Origin of the sequence: Reyranella sp. (genome assembly GCF_050185545.1) — a bacterium.
GTDB lineage: Bacteria > Pseudomonadota > Alphaproteobacteria > Reyranellales > Reyranellaceae > Reyranella.
This window is the reverse complement of the sequence record NZ_JBFWZI010000131.1, coordinates 1-20,532: the sequence shown is the minus strand read 5'-3', so window position 1 is coordinate 20,532 and position 20,532 is coordinate 1. Positions and strand designations below refer to the sequence as shown.

The following is a 20,532-nucleotide window of genomic DNA, read 5'->3' as shown; positions in this document are numbered from 1 at the left end:
CTCCCCCGGGCCATGGGGACGCACGCGCATCCCGCAAACCGAGCCGGCCGAGCCGCCGGAACCGGCACGCCCGCGACCGCGCCCCCGGCTGCGCGACGCTGGGCGTGACCCGGCCGCTCCGCCGCCCGCGACCTCCAGGACGCCGGCACGGCGCACCGATTCGATTGGCACGACGATCGCCAAGACGGCGACGCGCACGGTGACGAACGTCCTCGTTCGCGAGGCGACCAAGGCGGTGCTGAAGAACGGCGGCTCGATCCTGCGCGGCGTGCTGGGCTCGCTGGTGAGATAGCGCGAGCCGCGCGTCGTCTTCCGGACCGCGGGCGTCCCGCCCGCTCATGATCATGAGGACGCCCGCGGTCCGCATGAGTCATGAGCCCTCCACCGAAGCGAGGCCGCTTCGGCTTCGCGCAAGCAGGCGGAGGCATCGTGATGCGCGCTGGCGTGCTGGGTGTCTCCCCAGCGAAGCTGGGGAGGAGATCTCACGCCAGCCGGTCGAGCTCCTTGACGATGGCGTCGCCCATTTCCTGGGTGCCGACCTTCTTCACGCCGTCCTGCTTGCCGCCGCCCAGCAGGTCGGCGGTGCGGTAGCCCGTGGCGAGCACGTTCTCGACCGCCTTCTCCACCAGGTCGGCTTCGTTGCCGAGGTCGAAGGAGTAGCGCAGCATCATGGCGTAGGAGAGCGTCTCGGCCAGCGGATTGGCGAGGCCCTTGCCAGCGATGTCGGGGGCGCTGCCGTGGATCGGCTCATAGAGCGCCTTGCGCCGGCCGGTCGCGTCGGGCGCGCCGAGCGAGGCCGACGGCAGCATGCCGAGCGAGCCGGTCAGCATCGACGCCTCGTCCGACAGGATGTCGCCGAACAGGTTGTCGGTGACGATGACGTCGAACTGGCCGGGCGAGCGCAGCAGCTGCATGGCCAGCGCATCGGCGTACATGTGCTGGAGCTCGACGTCGGCATATTGCTCCTTGTGCAGCTTCGTCGCCTCGTCGCGCCACAGCACGCCGGTATGCATGACATTGGCCTTCTCGGAGGAGCAAACCTTGTTGCGCCGCTTGCGCGCCAGCTCGAAGGCGACAGCGCAGACGCGGCGGATCTCGCTGGTCTTGTAGCGCTGCGTGTCGACCGCCTCGCGCTCGCCGTTGGGCAGCGTCGAGACGCCGCGCGGCTCGCCGAAATAGACGCCACCGGTCAGCTCGCGGATGATCATGATGTCGAGACCCTTGACGATCTCGGGCTTGAGCGAGCTCGCATCGATCAGCGCGTCGAACACCTTGGCCGGCCGCAGGTTGGCGAACAGGTCCATTTCCTTGCGCAGGCGCAGCAGGCCGCGTTCCGGCTTCTTGTTGAACTCGACATTGTCCCACTTCGGGCCGCCGACCGAGCCGAACAGAACGGCGTCGGCCTCGAGCGCGGTCTTCATGGTCGCGTCGGCCAGCGGCACGCCGTGCTTGTCGAGGGCGGCGCCACCCACGACGTCCTCCTGGATGTCGAACCCGACAGCGCGCTTCCTGCCCATCCAGGCGATGATCTTGCGCACCTCGTTCATAACCTCGGGGCCGATGCCGTCGCCGGGCAGCACCAGCAGATTACGATTTGACGCCATTGTCTTGTTCTCTCGGGTGCCGGATGTCAGGTCGCCGCGTGCAGCCAGGGCTGCGCTTCCTTCTGGCGCGCCTCGAAGTCGTCGATCTCCGACTTCTTCTCCATGGTGAGCCCGATATCGTCGAGCCCGTTCAGCAGGCAGTGTTTGCGGAAGGCGTCGATCTCGAAATGCACCGTGCCGCCGTCGGGACCCCTGATCTCCTGCTTCTCGAGGTCGATCTCGATGATCGCGTTGGAGCCGCGGCTCGCATCGTCCATCAGCTTGGCGATGATCTCCTTGGAGACCTTGATCGGCAGGATGCCGTTCTTGAAGCAGTTGTTGTAGAAGATGTCGGCGAAATCCTCGGAGATGACGCAGCGGATGCCGAAATCGAGCAGCGCCCACGGCGCGTGCTCGCGGCTCGAGCCGCAGCCGAAATTCGGGCCGGCGACGATGATCTTGGCGTTCTGGTAGGCCGGCTGGTCGAGCACGAAATTCTTCGACTGGCCGTCGGCCGTCCAGCGCAGCTCGGCGAACAGCCCGTCCTTGAGGCCGGTGCGCTTGATGGTCTTCAGGTAGTTCTTCGGGATGATCATGTCGGTGTCGACATTGACCATCGGCAGCGGCGCGGCGACGCCGCGCAGCGTAGTGAATTTTTCCATGGGTTTTCCCTCGCGAACGCCGGAATAAACGGGTTTTCGGCCCGCCGGTCAAGCGATCGCGGGGTTGTCCGTCAGGTCAGCGGACCTTGATCACCAGGGTGCTGGCGATCATGTCGTGCAGGCCGCGCTTGCGATCGGTGAAGCCGATCATGATGAAGCCGATGCACAGGATGATCGCGGAGATGATCTTGGCGAAGTAGCGCCCGGTGGCATTGAGGAAGCTGATCCGCTTGCCCTCGTTGCTCACCACCCTGAGCCCCATCAGCATCTTGCCGACGGTGGCGCCGCGTTCGGAACTCTCCATCAGGGCGAAGTAGAGCCAGCCGACCAGCAGGGAAACCACATTGGCTTCATTGGCGTGGTTGATGAACTCAGGCGATGTCAGGTCGATGCCCAGAATGGTCGCAACGACGTAGTAGACGATGCCGAGCAGGATCGCGTCGACGATGTAGGCCACGAAGCGAATCCAGAAGCCGCCATAGGCGACCTGGGCGGTGCCGGCCGGCTGGGCATCCCAGACCGGCGGTGGCGGTGCAGAGCTCGAGTTTGGAACACTGGCCACGGCGTAACTCCCCGGAGAGTGACGCCGTCATCCTATCACGTGCGCATTCCCTGCAACATGTTGCACGGGTATGCATTCATGCACCGCGGGCGACCCTGAATTGGGCCACATTGCTGGGAGCGCGCCATCTTGGTCCTCCCCTCGGGGAGTCGTTTTCATGCTCCTCTCCCCCGATAGGGTCCGATAGGGGGAGAGGTGGGTGAGGGGATTGTAGGTGATCTGGCAACCTTCGACGCCCCCTCACCTAGCCTATCCCGGGGAGAGGAACATGAATTGCGCCCACTCTCTAGCGGGCGAGCTGAAAAACGCGCCGCCTACTGGTAGTCGCGGACGTCGGCCAGCGTGCCCTTGATCGCGGCAGCCGCCGCCATCGCCGGGCTCACCAGATGGGTGCGGCCGCCGCGGCCCTGGCGGCCTTCGAAGTTGCGGTTCGAGGTCGAGGCGCAACGCTGGCCCGGTTCGAGCCGGTCGGCGTTCATCGCCAGGCACATCGAGCAGCCCTGCAGGCGCCATTCGAAGCCGGCCTCGATGAAGATCTTGTCGAGGCCTTCCTTCTCGGCCTCGGCCTTCACCAGGCCCGAGCCCGGCACGACCATGGCCGACACGTTGGCGGCGACCTTGCGGCCGCGGGCGATCTCGGCCGCGGCGCGCAGATCCTCGATGCGGCCGTTGGTGCACGAGCCGATGAACACGCGGTCGATCGGCACATCGACCAGGCGGGTGCCCGGCTTCAGATCCATGTAGGCGAGCGAGCGCGCCCACGCCTCGCGGCGGTTCTCGTCGGGCGCATTGGCCGGGTCGGGAATCACGTCGGTGATCGGCAGCGCATCCTGCGGGCTGGTGCCCCAGGTCACCATCGGCGGGATGTCCGCCGCCACCAGGTCGAGCTGGGTATCGAAGGTGGCGCCCTTGTCACTCGGCAGGCGCCGCCAATGGGACAGCGCCAGATCCCAGGCGCCGCCCTTGGGCGCATAGGGCCGGCCTTGCAGGTACTTGAAGGTCGTCTCGTCCGGCGCGATCAGGCCGGCGCGCGCGCCCGCCTCGATCGACATGTTGCAGACCGTCATGCGGCCTTCCATCGTCAGCTCGCGGATGGCGCGGCCGGCATACTCGATCACGTAACCGGTGCCGCCGGCGGTGCCGAGCTTGCCGATGATGGCGAGGATCACGTCCTTGGCCGTGACCCCGAGCGGCAGGCTGCCTTCGACCGCGACGCGCATGTTCCTGGCCGGCCGCTGGATCAGCGTCTGGGTGGCGAGCACGTGCTCGACCTCCGAGGTGCCGATGCCGAAGGCCAGCGCGCCGAATGCGCCGTGCGTCGAGGTGTGGCTGTCGCCGCACACGATGGTCATGCCGGGCAGGGTCAGGCCCTGCTCGGGACCGATCACGTGCACGATGCCGCGGCGTGGATCATCGAGCCCGAAATACGGCACGCCGAAATCGACGACGTTCTTCTCGAGCGTCTCGACCTGGATGCGCGATTCCTCGTCGGCGATGCCGGCGCTGAAATCGGTGGTCGGCGTGTTGTGGTCGGCCACCGCGATGGTGGCGTCGGGCCGGCGCACCCCGCGCCCGGCCATGCGCAGGCCTTCGAAGGCCTGCGGGCTCGTCACCTCGTGCACGAGGTGACGGTCGATGTAGATCACGCAGGTGCCGTCGTCCTGGCGGTCGACCACGTGCGCATCCCAGATCTTCTCGAACAGGGTGCGCGGCGGCGGCGGAGCGGGCGGCGGGGCCGCCTTCTTGCGGGTTGCCATGGCGGGCCTACTTCCTGCCGCCGCCCTTGGCGGCGCGCACGCCGCCCTCGCCGCGCGGCTTCTCCTTCTTGAGCTTCTCGCGCCGCGGCCGCTTCGCCTCCGCCTCGGCCTGCTCGGCGATCAGCTGGCGCTGGGCGTCGACGTCCTCGGCGATACGGCTCGCCTTGCCGCGCAGATCGCGCAGGTAGTAGAGCTTGGCGCGGCGCACGATGCCCTTGCGGACGACCTCGATCTCCCAGATGCCCGGGCTGTAGAGCGGGAAGACGCGCTCGACGCCTTCGTTGAAGCTGATCTTGCGCACCGTGAACGAGGAGTTCACGCCGGCGTTCTTGCGGCCGATGCACAGGCCTTCGAACACCTGGATGCGCTCGCGGTTGCCCTCCTGCACCTTGACGTGCACGCGCAGCGTGTCGCCCGGCTCGAAGCGCGGCACCGGCCGCTCCGCGACGATCCTGTCCATCGTGGCCTGGGCCAGCGTATCGAGAATGTTCATGACATCCATCCTTTCGTCACTTCAGTTCGTTTCCCTGCGTCGACCGGCGGGCCCACAGATCGGGCCGCCGGCGACGCGTGATCTCTTCTCTCTGCCGGGTCCGCCATTCGGCGACCCGCCCGTGATGGCCCGACACCAGGACCTCCGGCACGCGCCGCTCGATCCCGTCGGGCCCCACCCAGGAGGCGGGCCGCGTGTAGTGCGGGTATTCCAGCAATCCGTCCTCGAAACTCTCCTCGCTCGCCGAATGCGGCTCGCCCATCACCCCGGGCAGCAGCCGAACGCAGCAATCCATCACCGCCATGGCCGCGATCTCGCCGCCCGAAAGCACGAAATCGCCGACCGAGACCTCCTCCAGCGCGTGGGCCTCGATGACGCGCTCGTCGACACCCTCGAACCGTCCGCATACCAACACGACACCGGGTCCCGCCGCCAGCCTGCGCCCGCGCGCCTGATCGAACGGCACGCCGCGCGGCGACAGCAGCATCTTCGGCGCCTCCGCCATCCCCGGCATCGCCGACGCCGCCTCGAGCGCCGCCGACAGCACGTCGGGCTTCATCACCATGCCGGCGCCGCCACCGAAGGGCGCGTCGTCGACCGTGCCATGGCGATCCCTGGCGTAGTCCCGGATGTCGACCGCCTGCAACGCCCAGCGGCCCTCCCTGAGAGCCTTGCCGGCCAGGCTCTCGCCCAGCGGGCCCGGAAACATCGCCGGGAAGAGCGTCAGCGCCGTCGCGCGCCACACGTCAGTCCTCCGCCTCCTTCTCTGCTCCGCCCGCCAGCACGCCTTCGGGCGGATCGACCACCACCTTGCCGCCCGCGACGTCGATCTCGGGCACCGCATCGTCGTTGAACGGCAACATCACCGAACTACGCGACGCCACGCCACCCGACACCTCCATCGTCGACCCGGCGCCGAAATCGTGGAAGGCGATCACCTTGCCCCAATCCCGGCCGTCCCGGCCGACCGCAGCGAGACCGATCAGGTCCGCCTCGTACCACTCGCCCTCGTCCGGGGCCGGCAAGACGCTGCGCTCCGCATAGAGCCGCAATCCGCGTATCGCCTCGGCCGCCGTTCGATCGGCTACGCCCTCGATCCGGGCCAGCACCGCACCCTTCACGGTGCTCAGCGCCTCGACCCGGTACTGCTTCCTTCCCGTCTCGTCCGACAGCGGGCCATAGCTGGCGATCGCCATCGGTTCCTCGGTGTAGCTCCTGATGCGGACCAGGCCGCGCACGCCGTGCGGCGCCGCGACGACGCCCAGCAGGATGCGGCCCTCAGCCATTGCCCCGCCTCATCAGGTGGCCGCTCATCAGCTCGCGGCAGCTTCCTTGTCGGCCGCCGCGGCCGCCGCCTTCAGGCGCTCCTGCGCCTTGGCGCGCGGCAACGGCTTCTTGCTCTGCTCGCGGCGCTCGCGCGGCGTCATCAGCTCGGCCTGGGCGAGGAACTTGGCGACGCGGTCCGATGGCTGCGCGCCGACCTTCAGCCAATGGGCGATGCGCTCCTTGTCGAGCGTGACCCGCTGCTCGTGCTCGCGCGGCAGCAGCGGGTTGTAGGTGCCCAGCTTCTCGATGAAGCGGCCGTCGCGCGGGCTGCGCGAATCGGCCAGGACGATGTGGAAGAACGGCCGCTTCTTGGCGCCGTGCCGGGTCATGCGGATCGCTAGCATTCCTTCAAATCCTCTCTGGTCGTCTCGTATGTCTCGATTGGCGTGTCGTTGACCTTCAGCGCGGGAACCCCGGGGGCAGGTTCATCCCCTCGAGGCTGCGCATGAATCCCTTGTCGCCGAGCTTGTTCACCCGCTTCATCATCTTGAGCATGTCGGCGTGCTGCTTGAGGAGCTTGTTGACGTCCTGGACCTGCATGCCCGAGCCCTTGGCGATACGCTTCTTGCGCGAGGCGAGGATCAGGTCGGGGTTGCGCCGCTCCCGGGGCGTCATCGACAGGATGATCGCCTCCTGGCGCTTGAGCTGGGTCTCGTCGATCTTGGCCTTGGACATCGCCGCCTTGGCCTGCATGGCGCCCGGCAGCATGCCCATCAGCCCCTGCAGGCCGCCCATCTTGCGCAGCTGGCGCAGCTGGTTCAGCAGGTCGTCCATGTCGAACTGGCCCTTGCGGACCTTGGCCGCGAGCTTCTCGGCATCTTCCTTGTCGATCGTCTCGGCGGCGCGCTCGACCAGCGAGACGATGTCGCCCATGCCGAGGATGCGGCTGGCGATGCGATCGGGATGGAACGGCTCCAGCGCGTCGAACTTCTCGCCGACGCCGATCAGCTTGACCGGGCGGCCGGTGACGGCGCGCATCGACAGCGCCGCACCGCCTCGCGCATCGCCATCGACGCGGGTCAGCACGATGCCGGTGACGGCCAGCCGATCGTTGAACGCCTTGGCGACATTGACCGCGTCCTGGCCGGTCATGGCGTCGGCGACCAGCAGGGTCTCCTTGGGCTGGGCGAGGGCGCTGATGTCAGCCACCTCCTGCATCAACTCCTCGTTGATGGAGAGCCGGCCAGCGGTGTCGAGGATCAGGACGTCATAGCCTTCGCGTCGCGCCACCTCCAGCGCCCGCCGCGTGATGGCGAGCGGCATCTCGAGCGGCACGATCGGCAGGGTCGGCACGCCGGTCTGCTCGCCGAGCACGGCGAGCTGCTGCTGCGCAGCCGGCCGGCGTGTATCGAGCGAGGCCATCAGCACGCGTCGCCTGGTCGAGAAAGTGCCGCCGAACATCTCGGCGGCCATGCCCTGCGGACCCTGGGTCAGGCGATAGGCGATCTTGGCGCTCGAGGTGGTCTTGCCCGAACCCTGCAGGCCGACCATCAGGATGACCACCGGCGGCACGGCGTTGAGATCGAGGTCGGAGACCGTGCCACCCAGCATCTCGACCAGGTGATCGTTGACGATCTTGACCACCATCTGGCCGGGCGTGACCGAGCGGATCACGTCGGCGCCGATCGCCTTGGGCCGCACCGAGTCGATGAACTGGCGCACCACCGGCAGGGCCACGTCGGCTTCGAGCAGGGCCGTCCTGACCTCGCGCAGGGCCGCGTCGACGTCGGCCTCCGACAGCGCGCCGCGCCCGCGGAGACGGTCGAACACACTGCCCAGACGTTTGCTCAGACCTTCGAACATGTCGCTTCCGTTCGCCCAAATGCCGATCGCCCAATTCGGATCGGATCTCCCAAACGCAGAGCGCGCCGATGCGCGAACCTTCGCGGATCAGCGGAGCTCCCCGATGGGGGAACCGAGAAATCGGGACGACCGATTGAACGGGCGGGGTATAAGGCCTGTCGGGCACGGAGTCAAAAGACTTGGCGGACCAGCATAACCCTTTGATTGATCAGCATAATCCGAAGATTCCCGGGTGGTCCGTCGCGATCTGCATCGTCGTCCTGCCTCTCCTGGTGATGCCGGCGGTATGGCTGGCCCGCGGGGACGGCATGCTGGCGATCATCGCCGCCTTCTTCCTGGCCGCCCTGCTGGCGGTGATCATTGCCGTGGCGCCGCTCGGCCGTCAGGCCGGCCCGGCGCTGGGCTTCCGCCCCGTCGGCGGGCGGCCGATCGTCCTCGGCACGATTGCGACCATCGTGCTGTCGGTGGCCGTCAGCCAGGTCGGCCTCGACCCGCAGGGGATGAAGCAGGCGGTCGAAACCGCCCGCGATCCCGGCCTGCTGGCGATGAGCCTTCTGTTGCTGGCCGGCCTTGCGCCGCTGGTCGAGGAACTGCTGTTCCGCGGCATCCTGTACGGCTGGCTGGCGTGGCGGTGGGGCGGCGTGGTGGCCTGGATCGCGAGCTCGCTCGCCTTTGCCGCCGCCCACGTCGAGCTGGCCCACATCCTTCTCGTGCTTCCGCTCGGCCTGTGGTTCGGTTGGCTGCGCCGCCGCACCGACTCGTTGTGGCCATCCCTGGTGGCGCACGCCGCCAATAACGGCTTCGCCATCGCCGCGGCAGCCCTGCTCGGGATCTGATCCTCCGGACCGCGGGCGTCCCGCCCGCTCATGGCCATGAACTATGAGCGGGCGGACGCCCGCGGTCCAAAGTCATGACGTCACGCCGCGAGCTTGCGATCGACGAAATCGAGCCGGTCCTGGCCCCAGAAGATCTCGCCGTCGATCACGTAGGAGGGCGCGCCGAACACACCGTGGTCGATCGCGTACTGCGTATAGGATTCGCGCTTTTCGGCCATGTTGGGTGCTTCGCTCGCCTTTATCACCGTGGCGGCATCGAGTCCGCAGCTGGCGATGATCTCGCGCAGGGTCGCCGGATCGCCGGTGTTCTTCTCCTCCTCCCAGAGGGCCGCCAGCACGGCGTGCGCCAGCTTGATGGCGTCGGCCATGCGGCCCAGCTCGCGCAGTGCGATCACGCATTTTGCGGCGGGCACCTCGTCGGCGGGAAAGAACTTGGGCTCGAGGTTCATCTTCACGCCGAGATGATCGCGCCAGCGCTTCAGCTCCATCATGCGGTAGGCTTGGCGCTGCGGCGCGCGCTTGGGCAGCGGCAGGCCGCCCGACACCGCGAACACGGAGCCAAAATCGACCGGCCAGATCGAGACGTGGGCATTGTGCTTCCTGGCGAGCGCCTCGAAGCGTCGTGACCCGAGATAGGTCCAGGGCGAATTTAGCGAGACGTAGTAGTCGACGTGCTTGGCCATGACGCTTCTCCTGATGCTTCCTGACCGCCGACGCTGAGCGGGACGCGGTAACCACGACGGGCCCGCTCTTCTCGTGCGCGGGCGGGACGCCCGCGATCCGGAAGACAGCGGCGAACTTGCGGCGGCCGACTGTGGCGGAAAGGGCAGGCGACAGCAAAGGGCCGATGCGCCATCCTGCGGCCGTGGCGGAAAAGACGATCGCGATCACCGGCGGCGATGCCGGATATTTCGACCTGATGAAGGACTGCATCGCCTCCCTGCAGAGCGTCCCGGAGGGGCGGGCGCTGGCGCTCGGCATCCTCGATTGCGGCCTGACCGGCGAGCAGCGTGCCTGGTGCCTCGATCGCGGCGCCACGCTGGTGGTGCCGGAGTGGGATTTCGACTTTCCCGGCCGCGACAAACTAAAGGACGGCTACAAGGCGCTGACGGCGCGACCCTTCCTGCCGCGCTACTTCCCGGGCTTCGACCTCTATCTCTGGATCGACGGCGATTGCTGGGTCCAGCAGGGCGATGCGATCGAGCTGTTCCTCGAAGCCGCGCGCACTGGCGCGCTCGCGGTGGCGCCCGAGATCCATCGCTCGATGCGCCACTACCGCCACGCCTGGGGCGAGTTCTTTGCGGTCTGCGGCGCGGCCTACGAATCGTGCTTCGACAAGGCGACCGCCGAGCGCCTGGTGCGTTACCCGATGATCAATGCCGGCGTGTTCGCGCTCACCGGCGGGGCGCCGCACTGGCAGGGCTGGGCGACCGTGCTGGGCGAGGCGCTGCAGCGCTCGACCGACATGACCGACCAGATGGCGCTCAACGTGCTGGTCTACGACCAGGGCTTCGTCTGCGAGCCGTTGCCCAGCCGGTGCAACTGGCCTGTCCATCATGCCACGCCGGCCTGGGACGCCGCGCGCGCCCTTTTTGTCGAGCCAGCCATGCCTTACGACCCGCTCGGCATCCTTCATCTCACGATCTACACCAAGCGGCTGCCCGCCCTCGACGTGCGCGAGCTGGGCGGCACCCATGCCGGCCAGATCCGGCCGCGCTCGTTGCGCTGGCCCGGCCGAACCGCCATATAGCCGGCATGATCGGCCATATGGCGTGCAAGTTCGGTAGCGCATGAGCGGAACGCCCTTTCTCAAGATGCACGGGCTCGGCAACGACTTCGTCGTGCTCGATGCGCGCGGCGCGGGCTTCGACCTGACCGCGGACCGGCGGCGCGCCATTGCCGACCGCCGGATGGGTGTCGGCTGCGATCAATTGATCGTGCTCGAGCCGCCGACCGAGCGGGGCGCCGACGTGTTCATGCGCATCTTCAATCCCGATGGCGGCGAGGCCGGCGCCTGCGGCAATGCCACGCGCTGCGTCGCCTCAGTCCTGATGGACGAGCGCAAGACGGATCACGTCACCGTGCAGACGATCGCCGGCCTGCTCGATTCCCAGCGTACGGGCACGGGCAGCAACGGCCTGCCGGTGATTTCCGTCGACATGGGGCCGGCGCGGCTCGATTGGCGCGAGATCCCGGTGCACGCTGCCTGCGACACCAATCATCTGCCGGTCGGGGCGGGATCGCTGCAGGATCCGGTTGGCACCAACGTGGGCAACCCGCACGCCACCTTCTTCGTCGCCGATGCCGACGCCGTCCCGCTCGCAGAACTGGGCCCCAAGCTCGAGCATGACAGCTTCTTTCCCGAGCGCGCGAATATCGGAGTCGCCCAGCTGCTGGGTGAAGGCCGCCTGCGCCTGCGCGTCTGGGAGCGCGGCGCCGGCCTGACCTTGGCTTGCGGCTCGGGCGCCTGCGCCGCCGTGGTGGCGGCGAGTCGGCGCGGCCTGGTGAAGCGCAAGGCCGAGATCGTTCTCGACGGCGGCACGCTCGACATCGAATGGCTGCGCGACAATCATGTGATGATGACCGGCGGCATCGCCGTCGCCTTCAAGGGCGAGCTCGACCGCTCGCTGCTTTCCTGAGGTGTCCCGGTGAGCGAGACGGAACCCGAGAAGAAGGGCTGGTTTGCGCGGTTTCGCTCCCGGGGAACCCCCGCGAGCGAGACGTCCAAGCCGATAGATCCTGAAGTCGAGAAGGAAGCCGAGTCGCAGGTCTTGCCACCGCCGTCGCCGCCCGCAAACGGCTCGGTGAGCGACGGGCTCGGCCTCCAGCAGGGTGCGGAAATCGACAAGGAAGAAGAGGTCGAGAAGAAAGGCTGGCTGTCGCGGTTGCGCTCCCGCGGAACCCTGGCGGGCGAGACGCCCGAGCCAGTAGACTCCGAAGTCGAGAGGGAATCCGAGACCGGGGTCTCGCCGCCGCTGTCGCCTCCGGCGAGCGGATCGGCGAGCGAGGCGCCCGACACCCGGGCGGGTGCGGAAGTCGAGAGGGAAGGGGAGGTCGAGAAGAAAGGTGGCTGGCTGTCGCGTATGCGCGCCGGTCTCGCCAAGTCGACCAAGCGCGTCACCGAGAGCATCACCGCGCTCTTCACCAAGAAGAAGCTCGACCAGCAGACGCTGGACGACCTCGAGGACGTGCTGATCCAGGCCGATCTCGGCGTCACCGTGGCTGCGCGGCTGGTCGGCAAGCTCGGCAAGGAGCGCTTCGGCAAGGAAGTCACCGACGAGGAGGTGCGCGCCGCCTTCGCCGACGACATCGCCGAGATCCTGCAGCCGGTGGCGACGTCGCTGGTGATCGATCGCGCGAGGAAGCCGCACGTCGTCCTGGTGATAGGCGTCAACGGCAGCGGCAAGACGACGACCATCGCCAAGCTCGCCAATCTCTACAAGAGCGAGGGCCGCAAGGTCATGATGGCGGCCGGCGATACGTTCCGTGCCGCTGCGGTCGAGCAGCTCAAGGTGTGGGGCGATCGGGCCGGCGTGCCGGTCATCGCCAAGGGCACCGGCGCCGATGCCGCCGGTCTTGCCTTCGAGGCGCTGGAACGGGCGCGGGCCGAGCACTGCGACGTGCTGCTGATCGACACCGCCGGCCGCCTGCACAACAAGTCGAACCTGATGGCCGAGCTGGCCAAGATCGTGCGCGTCATCCGCAAGCTCGACGCCGAGGCGCCGCATTCCTGCCTGCTGGTGCTCGATGCGACGACCGGCCAGAACGCCCATGCCCAGGTCGAGACCTTCAAGGAGATGACCCCGGTCGATGCGCTGGTGCTGACCAAGCTCGACGGCAGCGCCAAGGGCGGCGTGCTGGTGGCGCTGGCCGAGAAGTTCAAGCTGCCGGTGGTGGCGATTGGCGTCGGCGAGGGCATCGACGATCTGCGGCCGTTCGAGGCGCGCACCTTCGCGCGCAGCCTGATGGGCCTCACATGAGCGACGGGGCGAGCGCCGAGCGCGGCGGCCTGCGCAAGCTCTATGCGACGGCGCTCGAGCTGGGGCCGCTGCTGCTGTTCTTCGTCGCCAACGGCAAGTGGGGCATCTTCATCGGCACCGGCGTGTTCATCGTCGCGACCGCAATAGCGCTGCCGCTTTACCGCGTGCTGGAAAGGCGCTGGCCGGTGATGCCGCTGGTCGGCGGCTTCTTCGTGCTGGTGTTCGGCGGGCTCACGATCTGGCTGCAGGACGAGACCTTCATCAAGCTGAAGCCGACGATCGTGAACTGCCTGTTCGGCGTCATCCTGGGCGGCGGCCTGCTGTTGCTCCGGCGGCCCTTGCTGAAGCCGATCTTCGGCTCCGCTTTCCGGCTGACCGATGAGGGCTGGTACAAGCTCACCGTCCGCTGGGCGCTGTTCTTCTTCGTGCTGGCGGCGATCAACGAGGTGATGTGGCGGAACTTCCCGACCGACACCTGGATCGCCAGCAAGATGTTCCTGAGCTTCCCGCTCACGCTCCTGTTCGCCTTCTTCCAGGTCCCCCTGCTGAAGCGCCACTGGGACGGCGACGACAATCCCTTTGTGGGGAAGGAGTGAGAGTATTTTCCTCCCCCGGTTACGGGAGTCATCGGGGGAGGTGCCCCGTCATGCGGAGCGGAGGGGTCATGATTCATGCGGACCGCGGCGTCCCGCCCGCTCATGAGGCGACGATGAGCGGGCGGGACGCCCGCGGTCCAAGAGAACAGACCCCTCCGCCTGCCTGCGCGAAGCCGAAGCGGCTTCGCTTCGGCGAAGGCAGGTCCGCGAAGACGCGGACACCTCCCCAGCTTCGCCGCGGAGGAGAGCATGAGCGCTACAACAGCTGCGGCTGCAGCGCCTCGGTCTCCTCCTTCAGCACGCTGAGATACTTGTCGGCGAATGAACCGGCGGCGGAATCCTCCACCCAGGCGGCGACGCAGACGGCGGCGATGGTGGCGCCGTCGTAGCGCTTCAGCGGAACGGCGATGGCGTGATAGCCGCGGCGCATCTCCTGGGCGGTAATGGCATGGCCCTGCTCGCGCACGCGCAGCAGCTCCTCGCGCAGCGCCTTCTTGTCGGTCACGGTGAAGTCGGTCATCACCTTGGGTTCGAGCCGGTCCAGCCAGGCATCGAGGGCCTCGTCGGCGAGCTGGCTCACGATGGCGCGGCCGGCCGCGGTGTTGAACGCCGGGCGGCGCAGGCCGATGGTCGGCGCGAGGACATCAGGCCGACCGTGCAGGGAATGGGCGATCATCACGATATCGTATCCGTCGAGCACGGCAGCGAAGCAGGACTGCTCGGTGCGATCGCCGATGCGCTCGCAGGCCGGCTGGACCAGGGTCGAGATCAGGTTGGAGCCGAGATAGGAAGAGGCCAGCTCCATCACCTTGGGTGTCAGCCGGAAGGCCCGGCCGTCAGTCGCCGCCATGCCGAGGCAGGTCAGCGTGTAGAGTGCGCGCCGCACGCTGGGCTTGGGCAGGTCGGTGGCGCGGGCGACGTCGCTCAGGGTCATGTGCCGCTTCTCGCGGCCGAACGCCTGGATGACGCGCAGGCCGCGCGCGAAGGCCTCCAGGAAGTCGGGTCCATGGCCGCTCGCCGCCCGTTTCTCGGCATCTTCCGCCCGCAGTCGCGCCATTTTGCATTCTCCCTCATGCGGACCGCGGGCATCCCACCCGCTCATGGCGCGGCTCGGCAGGGGCGCGGTCTGCCGCGCCCCTGCCGAACGCGCCCTCATCATGATCATGAGCGGGCGGGACGCCCGCGGTCCGGAAGATCATGAAGCCACTCGAGACTCGAGATCACGACCTCAGCGCCCAGGCGTTGTCGGCGTCGACCACCAGGGTCACCATCTCGCCGACGGCGGTGGCGCGCGTGGCCGGACAGTCGACATTGAATCGCAACCCTGCCGCATCGACGGTCAAAGACCGGCGGGAGCCGCGGAACACGCCGTCGACGACGCGACCGGTCCACGCCAGGCGATCGCCGGCGGGCGCGGCATCGGCCTGGCCGAGCGCAACGTCTTCCGGACGTACGACCACCAGGACGGACGCGCCGACCGGATACGGCTGGCCGGCGCGGCACGTGCCGCGTCCGCCGGCGCCCTCGACTGTCAGCGTGTGCACCCCGCTGCCGTCGGTACGGCAGCCGGTTACCCGGGCGTCGATCAGGTTGGGCGCGCCGAAGAAGGCAGCGACGTCGCGACTGGCTGGGCGGCGGTAGACGGCTTCCGGGACGTCGGCCTGCAGGATGCGGCCGCGCTGCATCACCACCACCCGATCGGACAGCGCCATCGCCTCCTCCTGGTCGTGGGTGACGTAGAGCGTGGTGATGTTGAGGCGCCGCTGCAGGGCGCGGAACTCGTCGCCCATCTGGGTGCGCAACCGGGCGTCGAGGTTGCTGAGCGGCTCGTCGAGCAGCAGCACTTCCGGTTCGAAGACCAGGGCACGTGCAATCGCCACGCGCTGCTGCTGGCCGCCCGACAGGGCGGGCGCCGGCCGGTCGGCGAACCGCTCCATCTCGACCAGGCGCAACGCCGACGCCACCTTGTCGCGGATCTCGGCCTTGCCGACGCGCCGCACGGCGAGCGGATAGGCGACGTTGTCGAACACCGTCATGTGCGGCCAGATGGCGTAGGACTGGAACACCATGCCGAGCTTGCGATGATCGGGAGGCACGAACAGGTCGGCGAGCGCGTCGCTCACTACGCGGCCGCCGATCGCGATGCGGCCGGTGTCGTTGCGCTCCAGGCCCGCGACCATGCGGAGCGTCGTGGTCTTGCCGCAGCCCGACGGTCCGAGCAGGGTGACGAACTCGCCATGCTCGACGGCGAGGTCGATCGCATCGACGGCCTTCACCTCGCCGAAGTGCCGACCGACCGTCTCCAGGGTGACGCTGGGCACGGCTGCCCTCCTATTTGAAGATCTCCTTGGCGAGCGCGAGCATGGCGTCCTGGCGCTCCGGCACGGTGGTGCCCAGCGCCTTGGTGGCGAGCAGCGACCGGATTTCCGGGATCGTCTTCTCGACCACACCGCCGACCACCGGGTTGTAGCCGGCATTGGCGAACACGATCTGCGAATCGGGCTCGAGATAGTGGTTCATGAACAGCCGCGCGGCGTTGGGATGCGGGGCGTTCTTCAGCATCGTCAGGTCGAACCGGACATAGGGCCGGCCCTCGGCGGGCACGATCGGCTTGACCGGCAGTCCCTTGAGGTTGTTGTAGTTCTGCAGCGAGAACGGAAGATAGAGCGGATACTCACCGCGCGCCACGCGACGCTCGCTGTTCTGGATGTCGCGCGAGAAGACCGGCTTCTGGGTCGCGAGCTTCTCGAGGAACTCCTTGCCGAACGTGTTGTGCATGACCACGAAGAACACCGCGCCGCCGCCCAGGGCGCGATAGTCATCGGACAGGATCTTGCCGGTCCATCGCGGATCGAGGATGTCCTTCCAGCTCTTGGGCTCGTCGCCCGGCTTCACGAGGTTGCGGTTGACCATCAGGCCGTAGCTGATGACCTCGCACGGGATCCGGATCTCGTCGGCCTCGTAGGGCGGCACGATGCTCCTGACGTTCGGGACGACGCCGTGCGGCTGGAAGTTGCCGTCGCGCATCATCAGCCAGGTCGTGGTGCTGCCGTTGTGATGGATGTCGCCCAGGAAGCGGCCGGCCGCCTGCTCGACCCGCACGCGCTCGCGCACCTCGCTGGCCCGCGCCTCGAGCATTTCGACCGTGATGCCGTACTTCTGCTCGAACGACTTGATCACTGCCTTGTGGAACACCGAGCCGATCGAGGCGGTGTAGATGACGAGCTTGCCTTCCTTCTTCCCCGCTTCGACCACCTTGGCCCAGTCGTCGCCCTGCGCCATGGCCGGTGCGATGATGGCCGGGGCAATCGCGAGCAATCCAAGAACATCCCTTCGCAGCATGGTCCCTTCCTCCCTGACTGACACGTCACAGCGTGCTGATTCGTTTCTTGATGAAGCGCAGTTGAACCCAGCGGAACACCAGCACCAGAATCAGCATGACGAGGCCGATGACGCTCACCTCCTCGGGCCTGCCGCCGACCCACAGCTTCAGCATCACCACCGACAGCACCTCGGTGCCCGGCGCATAGAGCAGGATCGAGGCGCTGAGCTCGCGCATGATGCCGAAGAAGATCAGTACCCAGCCGACGGCGAAGGCGGGCCACGCCAGCGCGATCAGGATGCGGCCCAGGGTCTGCCACCAGCCGGCGCCGTGCACCCGCGAGCATTCCTCGATGTCGGTCGCGATCTGCTGGTAGGCGGCCGAGGTGACGCGCACCGCCACCGGCGTGCCGAGCGCGATGTAGGCCAGCAGCAGCGCCCACAGCGTGCCGTAGATCGGGATCGCGTGCGGCAGGATGGCGAAGCCCCACAGGAAGCCGATGCCCAGCACCATGCCCGGCATCATCCAGGGCAGCCAGGCGAGCACGTCGATCAGTCGCCGGCCGCGCCAGCGCGTGCGGGTGGTGACATAGGCCACGATGCCGCCCAGGGCCATTGTCGCCGTCGCGCCGGCGAAGCCCAGCAGCATGGTGTTGCGGAAGGCGCGCCAGAAGCCCGAATTCTCCCAGACGTTGCGATAGTGATCGAGGGTCAGCATGTCGGCTTCGTAGAAGCCGAAGAACTTGAAGAACGAGCTGAGCAGAAGCTGGCCGATCGGCAGGGCGACACTCACCACGAAGAAGGCGATGCAGACGGCGAAGGTCACCCAGCGCATCCAGCCCAACCGGGTGATGTTCGGCGCGTAGCCCTTGCCGGTGACCGTGGTGAAGCTTCTCCCGCGCAGCAGACGATTCTGGAGCACGACCAGCAGGAACATCAGGGCGAGAGCGGCGAAGCTCAGCGCCGTCGCCGACTGGTAGTCGGGCTGGGCGCGCTGGGTGATCGAATGATAGATCGTCGTGGTGATCACCTCGATGCCGACGGGCGTGCCGAAGAACACCGCCGATTCGAACGACTCGATGCCGCGAATGAAGCTCAGGAGAAAGGCGCTGGTGGTGACCGGCAGCATCAGCGCGAAGGTGATGCGCCAGAAAGTCTGCCAGCGGGTCGCGCCCGACATGCGGCTCGATTCCTCGAGCGAAGGGTCCATGGCGCGGAAGGCATCGACGACGAACAGGAAGATGAACGGCGTCGAGTACTGCATCATGTGCCAGACGACGCCGCCGTAGGAGTAGACGTCGACCAGGGTGCCGTCGCCGCCGGTCAGCCAGCGCCAAGCGAGGTTGATCGTGCCGACCTGGGCGTTGCCCAGCATCGCCCACGCGGTCGCCGTCAGGATCGGCGGGATGAAGAAGGGCAGCGTGATCAGGATTTCCAGGACACCGCGGCCCGGCGTGTCGGTGCGCGCGACGATCCAGGCCAGCAGCACCGCGAGTGCCAGCGCCAGCACCGTCTTGACCAGCGAGATGCCGACGGTGTTGGCGAGCACGACGAGGTTCTCGGTCGTGGCGATGCCGATATAGCCGTCGAGGTTGAAGACGCCGGGAATGCCCGGCGGCGTCGAGTGCAGGCTGCCGTAGAGCAGCATCACCATGGGATAGAGCGACAGGAAGCAGAGCAGCGCGATCAGTGCGCCGATGCCGAGGCCGCGGCCATGGCGCCACAGGCCGCCGAACATCGCCTTGCGCTCGCCCAAGGGGGCGGCAACGGTCACCATCCTCGTGCCTCCTCCCTCTGCCGCACGACATTCATCGCTGGGATCGCGCCACGGCTGGCGCTAACTTTTCCCATCGACCTCGCCTCATTGCTGGGAGCGCGCCACACCGATGGCGCTCATCGGATTTGTGACCAGTAAGGCGAGCGCCAACGGAGTGGGGCGCTCCCACCGACGAGAAATGGTGAAGCGCTACTCCGCCGCCCGCGGCAGCTGCGTGCGGTTCAGCAGTCCCAGCGGGCTCTTCGCCGTCTGCATCTTCTCGGCATAGGCGTCGAGCCAATCCTGCTCGACGGGTGCCACGAACGCGCCGCCGCGCGCGCCGAGATAGATGTCGGGATGATCGACGGTGACCGGCACCTTCTTTTCGTTCATCAGCTCCTGGGCCGCCTGCAGGAGGCGCCGGCGCGTGATGGCGATCATGCGGTCCGACGGCGCGAGATGCTCGAGCGACCGGTCGACGATCTCGCCCATGCATTCGATCATCGCCTGATCCTGCCGGCCAATGCCCTGGATGCCGGTGTAGTTGACGGTCCGCTGCATGTCGCGGTCGATCAGGTAGTCGTTCTCGCGTCGCGCCACCAGGCGCCACCGGCCGAACCAGTCGTTGGTGTTGGGCAGGTACTCGACGTCGGGCTTCAGGCCGGGGATCCAGTCGCCGTTCCTCAGGGTCTCGAGCGGACGCGTCTTCTGCTTCCAGGCGAGGTTGTAGGTCATGGTGTGCGTGTCATCCATCGGCACGTTCAAGGTGCACGCGACCTGGTCCTCGAAGAAGCCGTTGGGCGTCAGGGTGATGAACGGGAACAGGAAGTGGGCGAAGCGGTAGTAGTAGGTGCCCGGCTCGGCCGGCCGGTACGCTGCGTACATCGTGCCCCAGTCGGTCTCGGTCGACTTGTAGTCCGGCGCGCGCTCGCCCACCGCCCAGCGGTTGATCGTCGTCGGGTCGACGTCCTCGGTCTTGACGCCGCCGACATGGAGGAAGCCGAAATGCGATGTGTCGATGTCGCCTTCCAGCGACTGGAACCAGTTGCACTCGCGCATGTGCACGCGGGTGATGCGTTCCTCCTCGGGCAGCATCAGCACCTCGATGCTGGGCAGCGGCGGCGCTTCCTTGCGCGTGCCCATGTAGGTCCACACGAAGCCGGCGCGCTCGACCACCTTGTAGGCCTTGGTCTTCACGCGGTGCTTGAAATCCTGGGCCGGCGGCACGTTCGGCATGTCGACGCAGTTGCCTTCGACGTCGAACTTCCAGCCGTGATAGACGCAGCGCAAGCCACCTTCCTCGTTGCGGCCGAAGAACAGCGAGGCGCAGCGGTGCGGGCAGCGGTGCTCCATGATGCCCACGCGGCCGTCGGTGTCGCGAAAGGCGATCAGCTGCTCGCCCAGCAGCATGAGCCGCATCGGCTCGCCGTCGGCCTTCAGCTCGGACGAAAGACAGGCCGGGATCCAGTACTCCCGCATCAGGTTGCCCATGGGCGTGCCCGGCCCAACGCGCGTCAGCATCTCGTTGTTGGCTGCAGTCAGCATGGTTTCCTCCAATTTCGTCCGTTTACCGAACGTTCGTACGATTGTAGCAAAGCGTTGCAAAAGCGGCAACGACAGGCGCTCAATCTCCTCCCCAGCTCTGCTGCTACGGAGTGGACACATCTCTGAGTTCCCATCCAGTAGCGATTGCGAGGAAGTAGTCGAGGCCACGCTTAAAGGTAATCGGCCCCGGTGGTCTGGAGGAAGGGTAAGCGTCCCATCCACCGAGGCGGGCGATGATCCAGCCAGCCCAAGCCAAGGAAGCGACGGGATGGGGGTTCTTCTGTCTGGGGGACTTTGCTTGATATCGGGCGT

Annotated in this window: 20 protein-coding genes and 1 pseudogene; 6 read left to right on the top strand and 15 right to left on the bottom strand. The window is 67.4% G+C overall.

Annotation, left to right across the window (positions count from 1 at the left end; all coding sequences use genetic code 11):
• A pseudogene (locus AB7O82_RS26905) lies at positions 1-292 on the top strand (hypothetical protein); the annotation flags it as partial.
• Positions 293-482: 190 nt separating this feature from the next.
• Here the strand turns inward: AB7O82_RS26905 and leuB are convergent.
• From leuB to ffh, 9 genes are all read right to left on the bottom strand, one after another.
• Complete coding sequence (leuB, locus tag AB7O82_RS26900; protein ID WP_428538955.1) at positions 483-1,604, bottom strand: 3-isopropylmalate dehydrogenase; 1,122 nt, start codon at positions 1,602-1,604, stop codon at positions 483-485.
• A gap of 26 nt (positions 1,605-1,630) precedes the next feature.
• Positions 1,631-2,245: a 3-isopropylmalate dehydratase small subunit gene (leuD, locus tag AB7O82_RS26895; RefSeq protein WP_428538957.1), complete on the bottom strand. Its 615-nt coding sequence runs from the start codon at positions 2,243-2,245 to the stop codon at positions 1,631-1,633.
• A 76-nt stretch (positions 2,246-2,321) separates the two neighbouring features.
• Positions 2,322-2,807 (bottom strand): RDD family protein, encoded by a 486-nt coding sequence (locus AB7O82_RS26890; protein ID WP_428538959.1) that lies wholly within the window; start codon positions 2,805-2,807, stop codon positions 2,322-2,324.
• Between the two features lie 314 nt (positions 2,808-3,121).
• Positions 3,122-4,564 (bottom strand): 3-isopropylmalate dehydratase large subunit, encoded by a 1,443-nt coding sequence (gene leuC, locus AB7O82_RS26885; protein ID WP_428538961.1) that lies wholly within the window; start codon positions 4,562-4,564, stop codon positions 3,122-3,124.
• Positions 4,565-4,571: 7 nt separating this feature from the next.
• Positions 4,572-5,057: a 50S ribosomal protein L19 gene (gene rplS / locus AB7O82_RS26880; protein WP_428538963.1), complete on the bottom strand. Its 486-nt coding sequence runs from the start codon at positions 5,055-5,057 to the stop codon at positions 4,572-4,574.
• Between the two features lie 16 nt (positions 5,058-5,073).
• Positions 5,074-5,802 (bottom strand): tRNA (guanosine(37)-N1)-methyltransferase TrmD, encoded by a 729-nt coding sequence (gene trmD / locus AB7O82_RS26875; RefSeq protein WP_428620580.1) that lies wholly within the window; start codon positions 5,800-5,802, stop codon positions 5,074-5,076.
• Position 5,803: 1 nt separating this feature from the next.
• On the bottom strand, positions 5,804-6,343 hold the full coding sequence (gene rimM / locus AB7O82_RS26870; protein ID WP_428538967.1) for a ribosome maturation factor RimM: 540 nt from the start codon (positions 6,341-6,343) through the stop codon (positions 5,804-5,806).
• A gap of 27 nt (positions 6,344-6,370) precedes the next feature.
• Positions 6,371-6,727 (bottom strand): 30S ribosomal protein S16, encoded by a 357-nt coding sequence (rpsP, locus tag AB7O82_RS26865; RefSeq protein WP_428538969.1) that lies wholly within the window; start codon positions 6,725-6,727, stop codon positions 6,371-6,373.
• 55 nt (positions 6,728-6,782) lie between these two features.
• Positions 6,783-8,186: a signal recognition particle protein gene (gene ffh / locus AB7O82_RS26860; RefSeq protein WP_428538971.1), complete on the bottom strand. Its 1,404-nt coding sequence runs from the start codon at positions 8,184-8,186 to the stop codon at positions 6,783-6,785.
• A 200-nt stretch (positions 8,187-8,386) separates the two neighbouring features.
• Between ffh and AB7O82_RS26855 the strand changes: the two genes are divergently transcribed.
• Positions 8,387-9,022, top strand: coding sequence for a lysostaphin resistance A-like protein (locus AB7O82_RS26855; RefSeq protein WP_428538973.1), 636 nt, complete (start codon positions 8,387-8,389; stop codon positions 9,020-9,022).
• 80 nt (positions 9,023-9,102) lie between these two features.
• On the opposite strand, the gene AB7O82_RS26850 is transcribed toward AB7O82_RS26855, so the two are convergent.
• Positions 9,103-9,705: a 2-hydroxychromene-2-carboxylate isomerase gene (locus AB7O82_RS26850; protein WP_428538975.1), complete on the bottom strand. Its 603-nt coding sequence runs from the start codon at positions 9,703-9,705 to the stop codon at positions 9,103-9,105.
• 164 nt (positions 9,706-9,869) lie between these two features.
• Here AB7O82_RS26850 and AB7O82_RS26845 point away from each other — a divergent pair, with 164 nt between their 5' ends.
• The 4 genes from AB7O82_RS26845 to AB7O82_RS26830 are packed head-to-tail and all read left to right on the top strand — an operon-like array spanning position 9,870 to position 13,598.
• On the top strand, positions 9,870-10,772 hold the full coding sequence (locus AB7O82_RS26845) for a hypothetical protein (RefSeq protein ID WP_428538977.1): 903 nt from the start codon (positions 9,870-9,872) through the stop codon (positions 10,770-10,772).
• Between the two features lie 40 nt (positions 10,773-10,812).
• Positions 10,813-11,661: a diaminopimelate epimerase gene (gene dapF, locus AB7O82_RS26840; RefSeq protein WP_428538979.1), complete on the top strand. Its 849-nt coding sequence runs from the start codon at positions 10,813-10,815 to the stop codon at positions 11,659-11,661.
• A 9-nt stretch (positions 11,662-11,670) separates the two neighbouring features.
• Positions 11,671-13,002 (top strand): signal recognition particle-docking protein FtsY, encoded by a 1,332-nt coding sequence (gene ftsY / locus AB7O82_RS26835; protein ID WP_428620578.1) that lies wholly within the window; start codon positions 11,671-11,673, stop codon positions 13,000-13,002.
• Positions 12,999-13,598, top strand: a complete 600-nt coding sequence (locus AB7O82_RS26830; protein WP_428538983.1) for a septation protein A — start codon at positions 12,999-13,001, stop codon at positions 13,596-13,598. Before ftsY ends, AB7O82_RS26830 begins: the two co-directional genes overlap by 4 nt.
• A gap of 256 nt (positions 13,599-13,854) precedes the next feature.
• Here the strand turns inward: AB7O82_RS26830 and AB7O82_RS26825 are convergent, their stop codons facing one another.
• From AB7O82_RS26825 to AB7O82_RS26805, 5 genes are all read right to left on the bottom strand, one after another.
• Entirely contained in the window at positions 13,855-14,655 is an 801-nt protein-coding gene (locus tag AB7O82_RS26825; protein ID WP_428538985.1) for an IclR family transcriptional regulator domain-containing protein, read from the bottom strand.
• Between the two features lie 163 nt (positions 14,656-14,818).
• Positions 14,819-15,919: an ABC transporter ATP-binding protein gene (locus tag AB7O82_RS26820; RefSeq protein ID WP_428620577.1), complete on the bottom strand. Its 1,101-nt coding sequence runs from the start codon at positions 15,917-15,919 to the stop codon at positions 14,819-14,821.
• A 10-nt stretch (positions 15,920-15,929) separates the two neighbouring features.
• Positions 15,930-16,940: an ABC transporter substrate-binding protein gene (locus AB7O82_RS26815; protein WP_428538989.1), complete on the bottom strand. Its 1,011-nt coding sequence runs from the start codon at positions 16,938-16,940 to the stop codon at positions 15,930-15,932.
• Between the two features lie 25 nt (positions 16,941-16,965).
• A complete protein-coding gene (locus AB7O82_RS26810; protein WP_428538991.1) occupies positions 16,966-18,696 on the bottom strand; it encodes an ABC transporter permease in 1,731 nt (576 codons plus the stop codon).
• A 189-nt stretch (positions 18,697-18,885) separates the two neighbouring features.
• Positions 18,886-20,220: a Rieske 2Fe-2S domain-containing protein gene (locus AB7O82_RS26805; protein WP_428620575.1), complete on the bottom strand. Its 1,335-nt coding sequence runs from the start codon at positions 20,218-20,220 to the stop codon at positions 18,886-18,888.
• Between the last annotated feature and the right edge of the window lie 312 nt (positions 20,221-20,532).

Coding starts and splice junctions, on each gene's coding strand:
- AB7O82_RS26845 (WP_428538977.1), top strand. CDS start 9,870: ATGCGCCATCCTGCGGCCGTGGCGGAAAAGACGATCGCGATCACCGGC.
- leuB (WP_428538955.1), bottom strand. CDS start 1,604: ATGGCGTCAAATCGTAATCTGCTGGTGCTGCCCGGCGACGGCATCGGC.
- leuC (WP_428538961.1), bottom strand. CDS start 4,564: ATGGCAACCCGCAAGAAGGCGGCCCCGCCGCCCGCTCCGCCGCCGCCG.
- rimM (WP_428538967.1), bottom strand. CDS start 6,343: ATGGCTGAGGGCCGCATCCTGCTGGGCGTCGTCGCGGCGCCGCACGGC.
- ffh (WP_428538971.1), bottom strand. CDS start 8,186: ATGTTCGAAGGTCTGAGCAAACGTCTGGGCAGTGTGTTCGACCGTCTC.
- leuD (WP_428538957.1), bottom strand. CDS start 2,245: ATGGAAAAATTCACTACGCTGCGCGGCGTCGCCGCGCCGCTGCCGATG.
- dapF (WP_428538979.1), top strand. CDS start 10,813: ATGAGCGGAACGCCCTTTCTCAAGATGCACGGGCTCGGCAACGACTTC.
- AB7O82_RS26805 (WP_428620575.1), bottom strand. CDS start 20,220: ATGCTGACTGCAGCCAACAACGAGATGCTGACGCGCGTTGGGCCGGGC.
- rplS (WP_428538963.1), bottom strand. CDS start 5,057: ATGAACATTCTCGATACGCTGGCCCAGGCCACGATGGACAGGATCGTC.
- AB7O82_RS26830 (WP_428538983.1), top strand. CDS start 12,999: ATGAGCGACGGGGCGAGCGCCGAGCGCGGCGGCCTGCGCAAGCTCTAT.
- AB7O82_RS26850 (WP_428538975.1), bottom strand. CDS start 9,705: ATGGCCAAGCACGTCGACTACTACGTCTCGCTAAATTCGCCCTGGACC.
- AB7O82_RS26825 (WP_428538985.1), bottom strand. CDS start 14,655: ATGGCGCGACTGCGGGCGGAAGATGCCGAGAAACGGGCGGCGAGCGGC.
- rpsP (WP_428538969.1), bottom strand. CDS start 6,727: ATGCTAGCGATCCGCATGACCCGGCACGGCGCCAAGAAGCGGCCGTTC.
- AB7O82_RS26810 (WP_428538991.1), bottom strand. CDS start 18,696: ATGGTGACCGTTGCCGCCCCCTTGGGCGAGCGCAAGGCGATGTTCGGC.
- AB7O82_RS26815 (WP_428538989.1), bottom strand. CDS start 16,940: ATGCTGCGAAGGGATGTTCTTGGATTGCTCGCGATTGCCCCGGCCATC.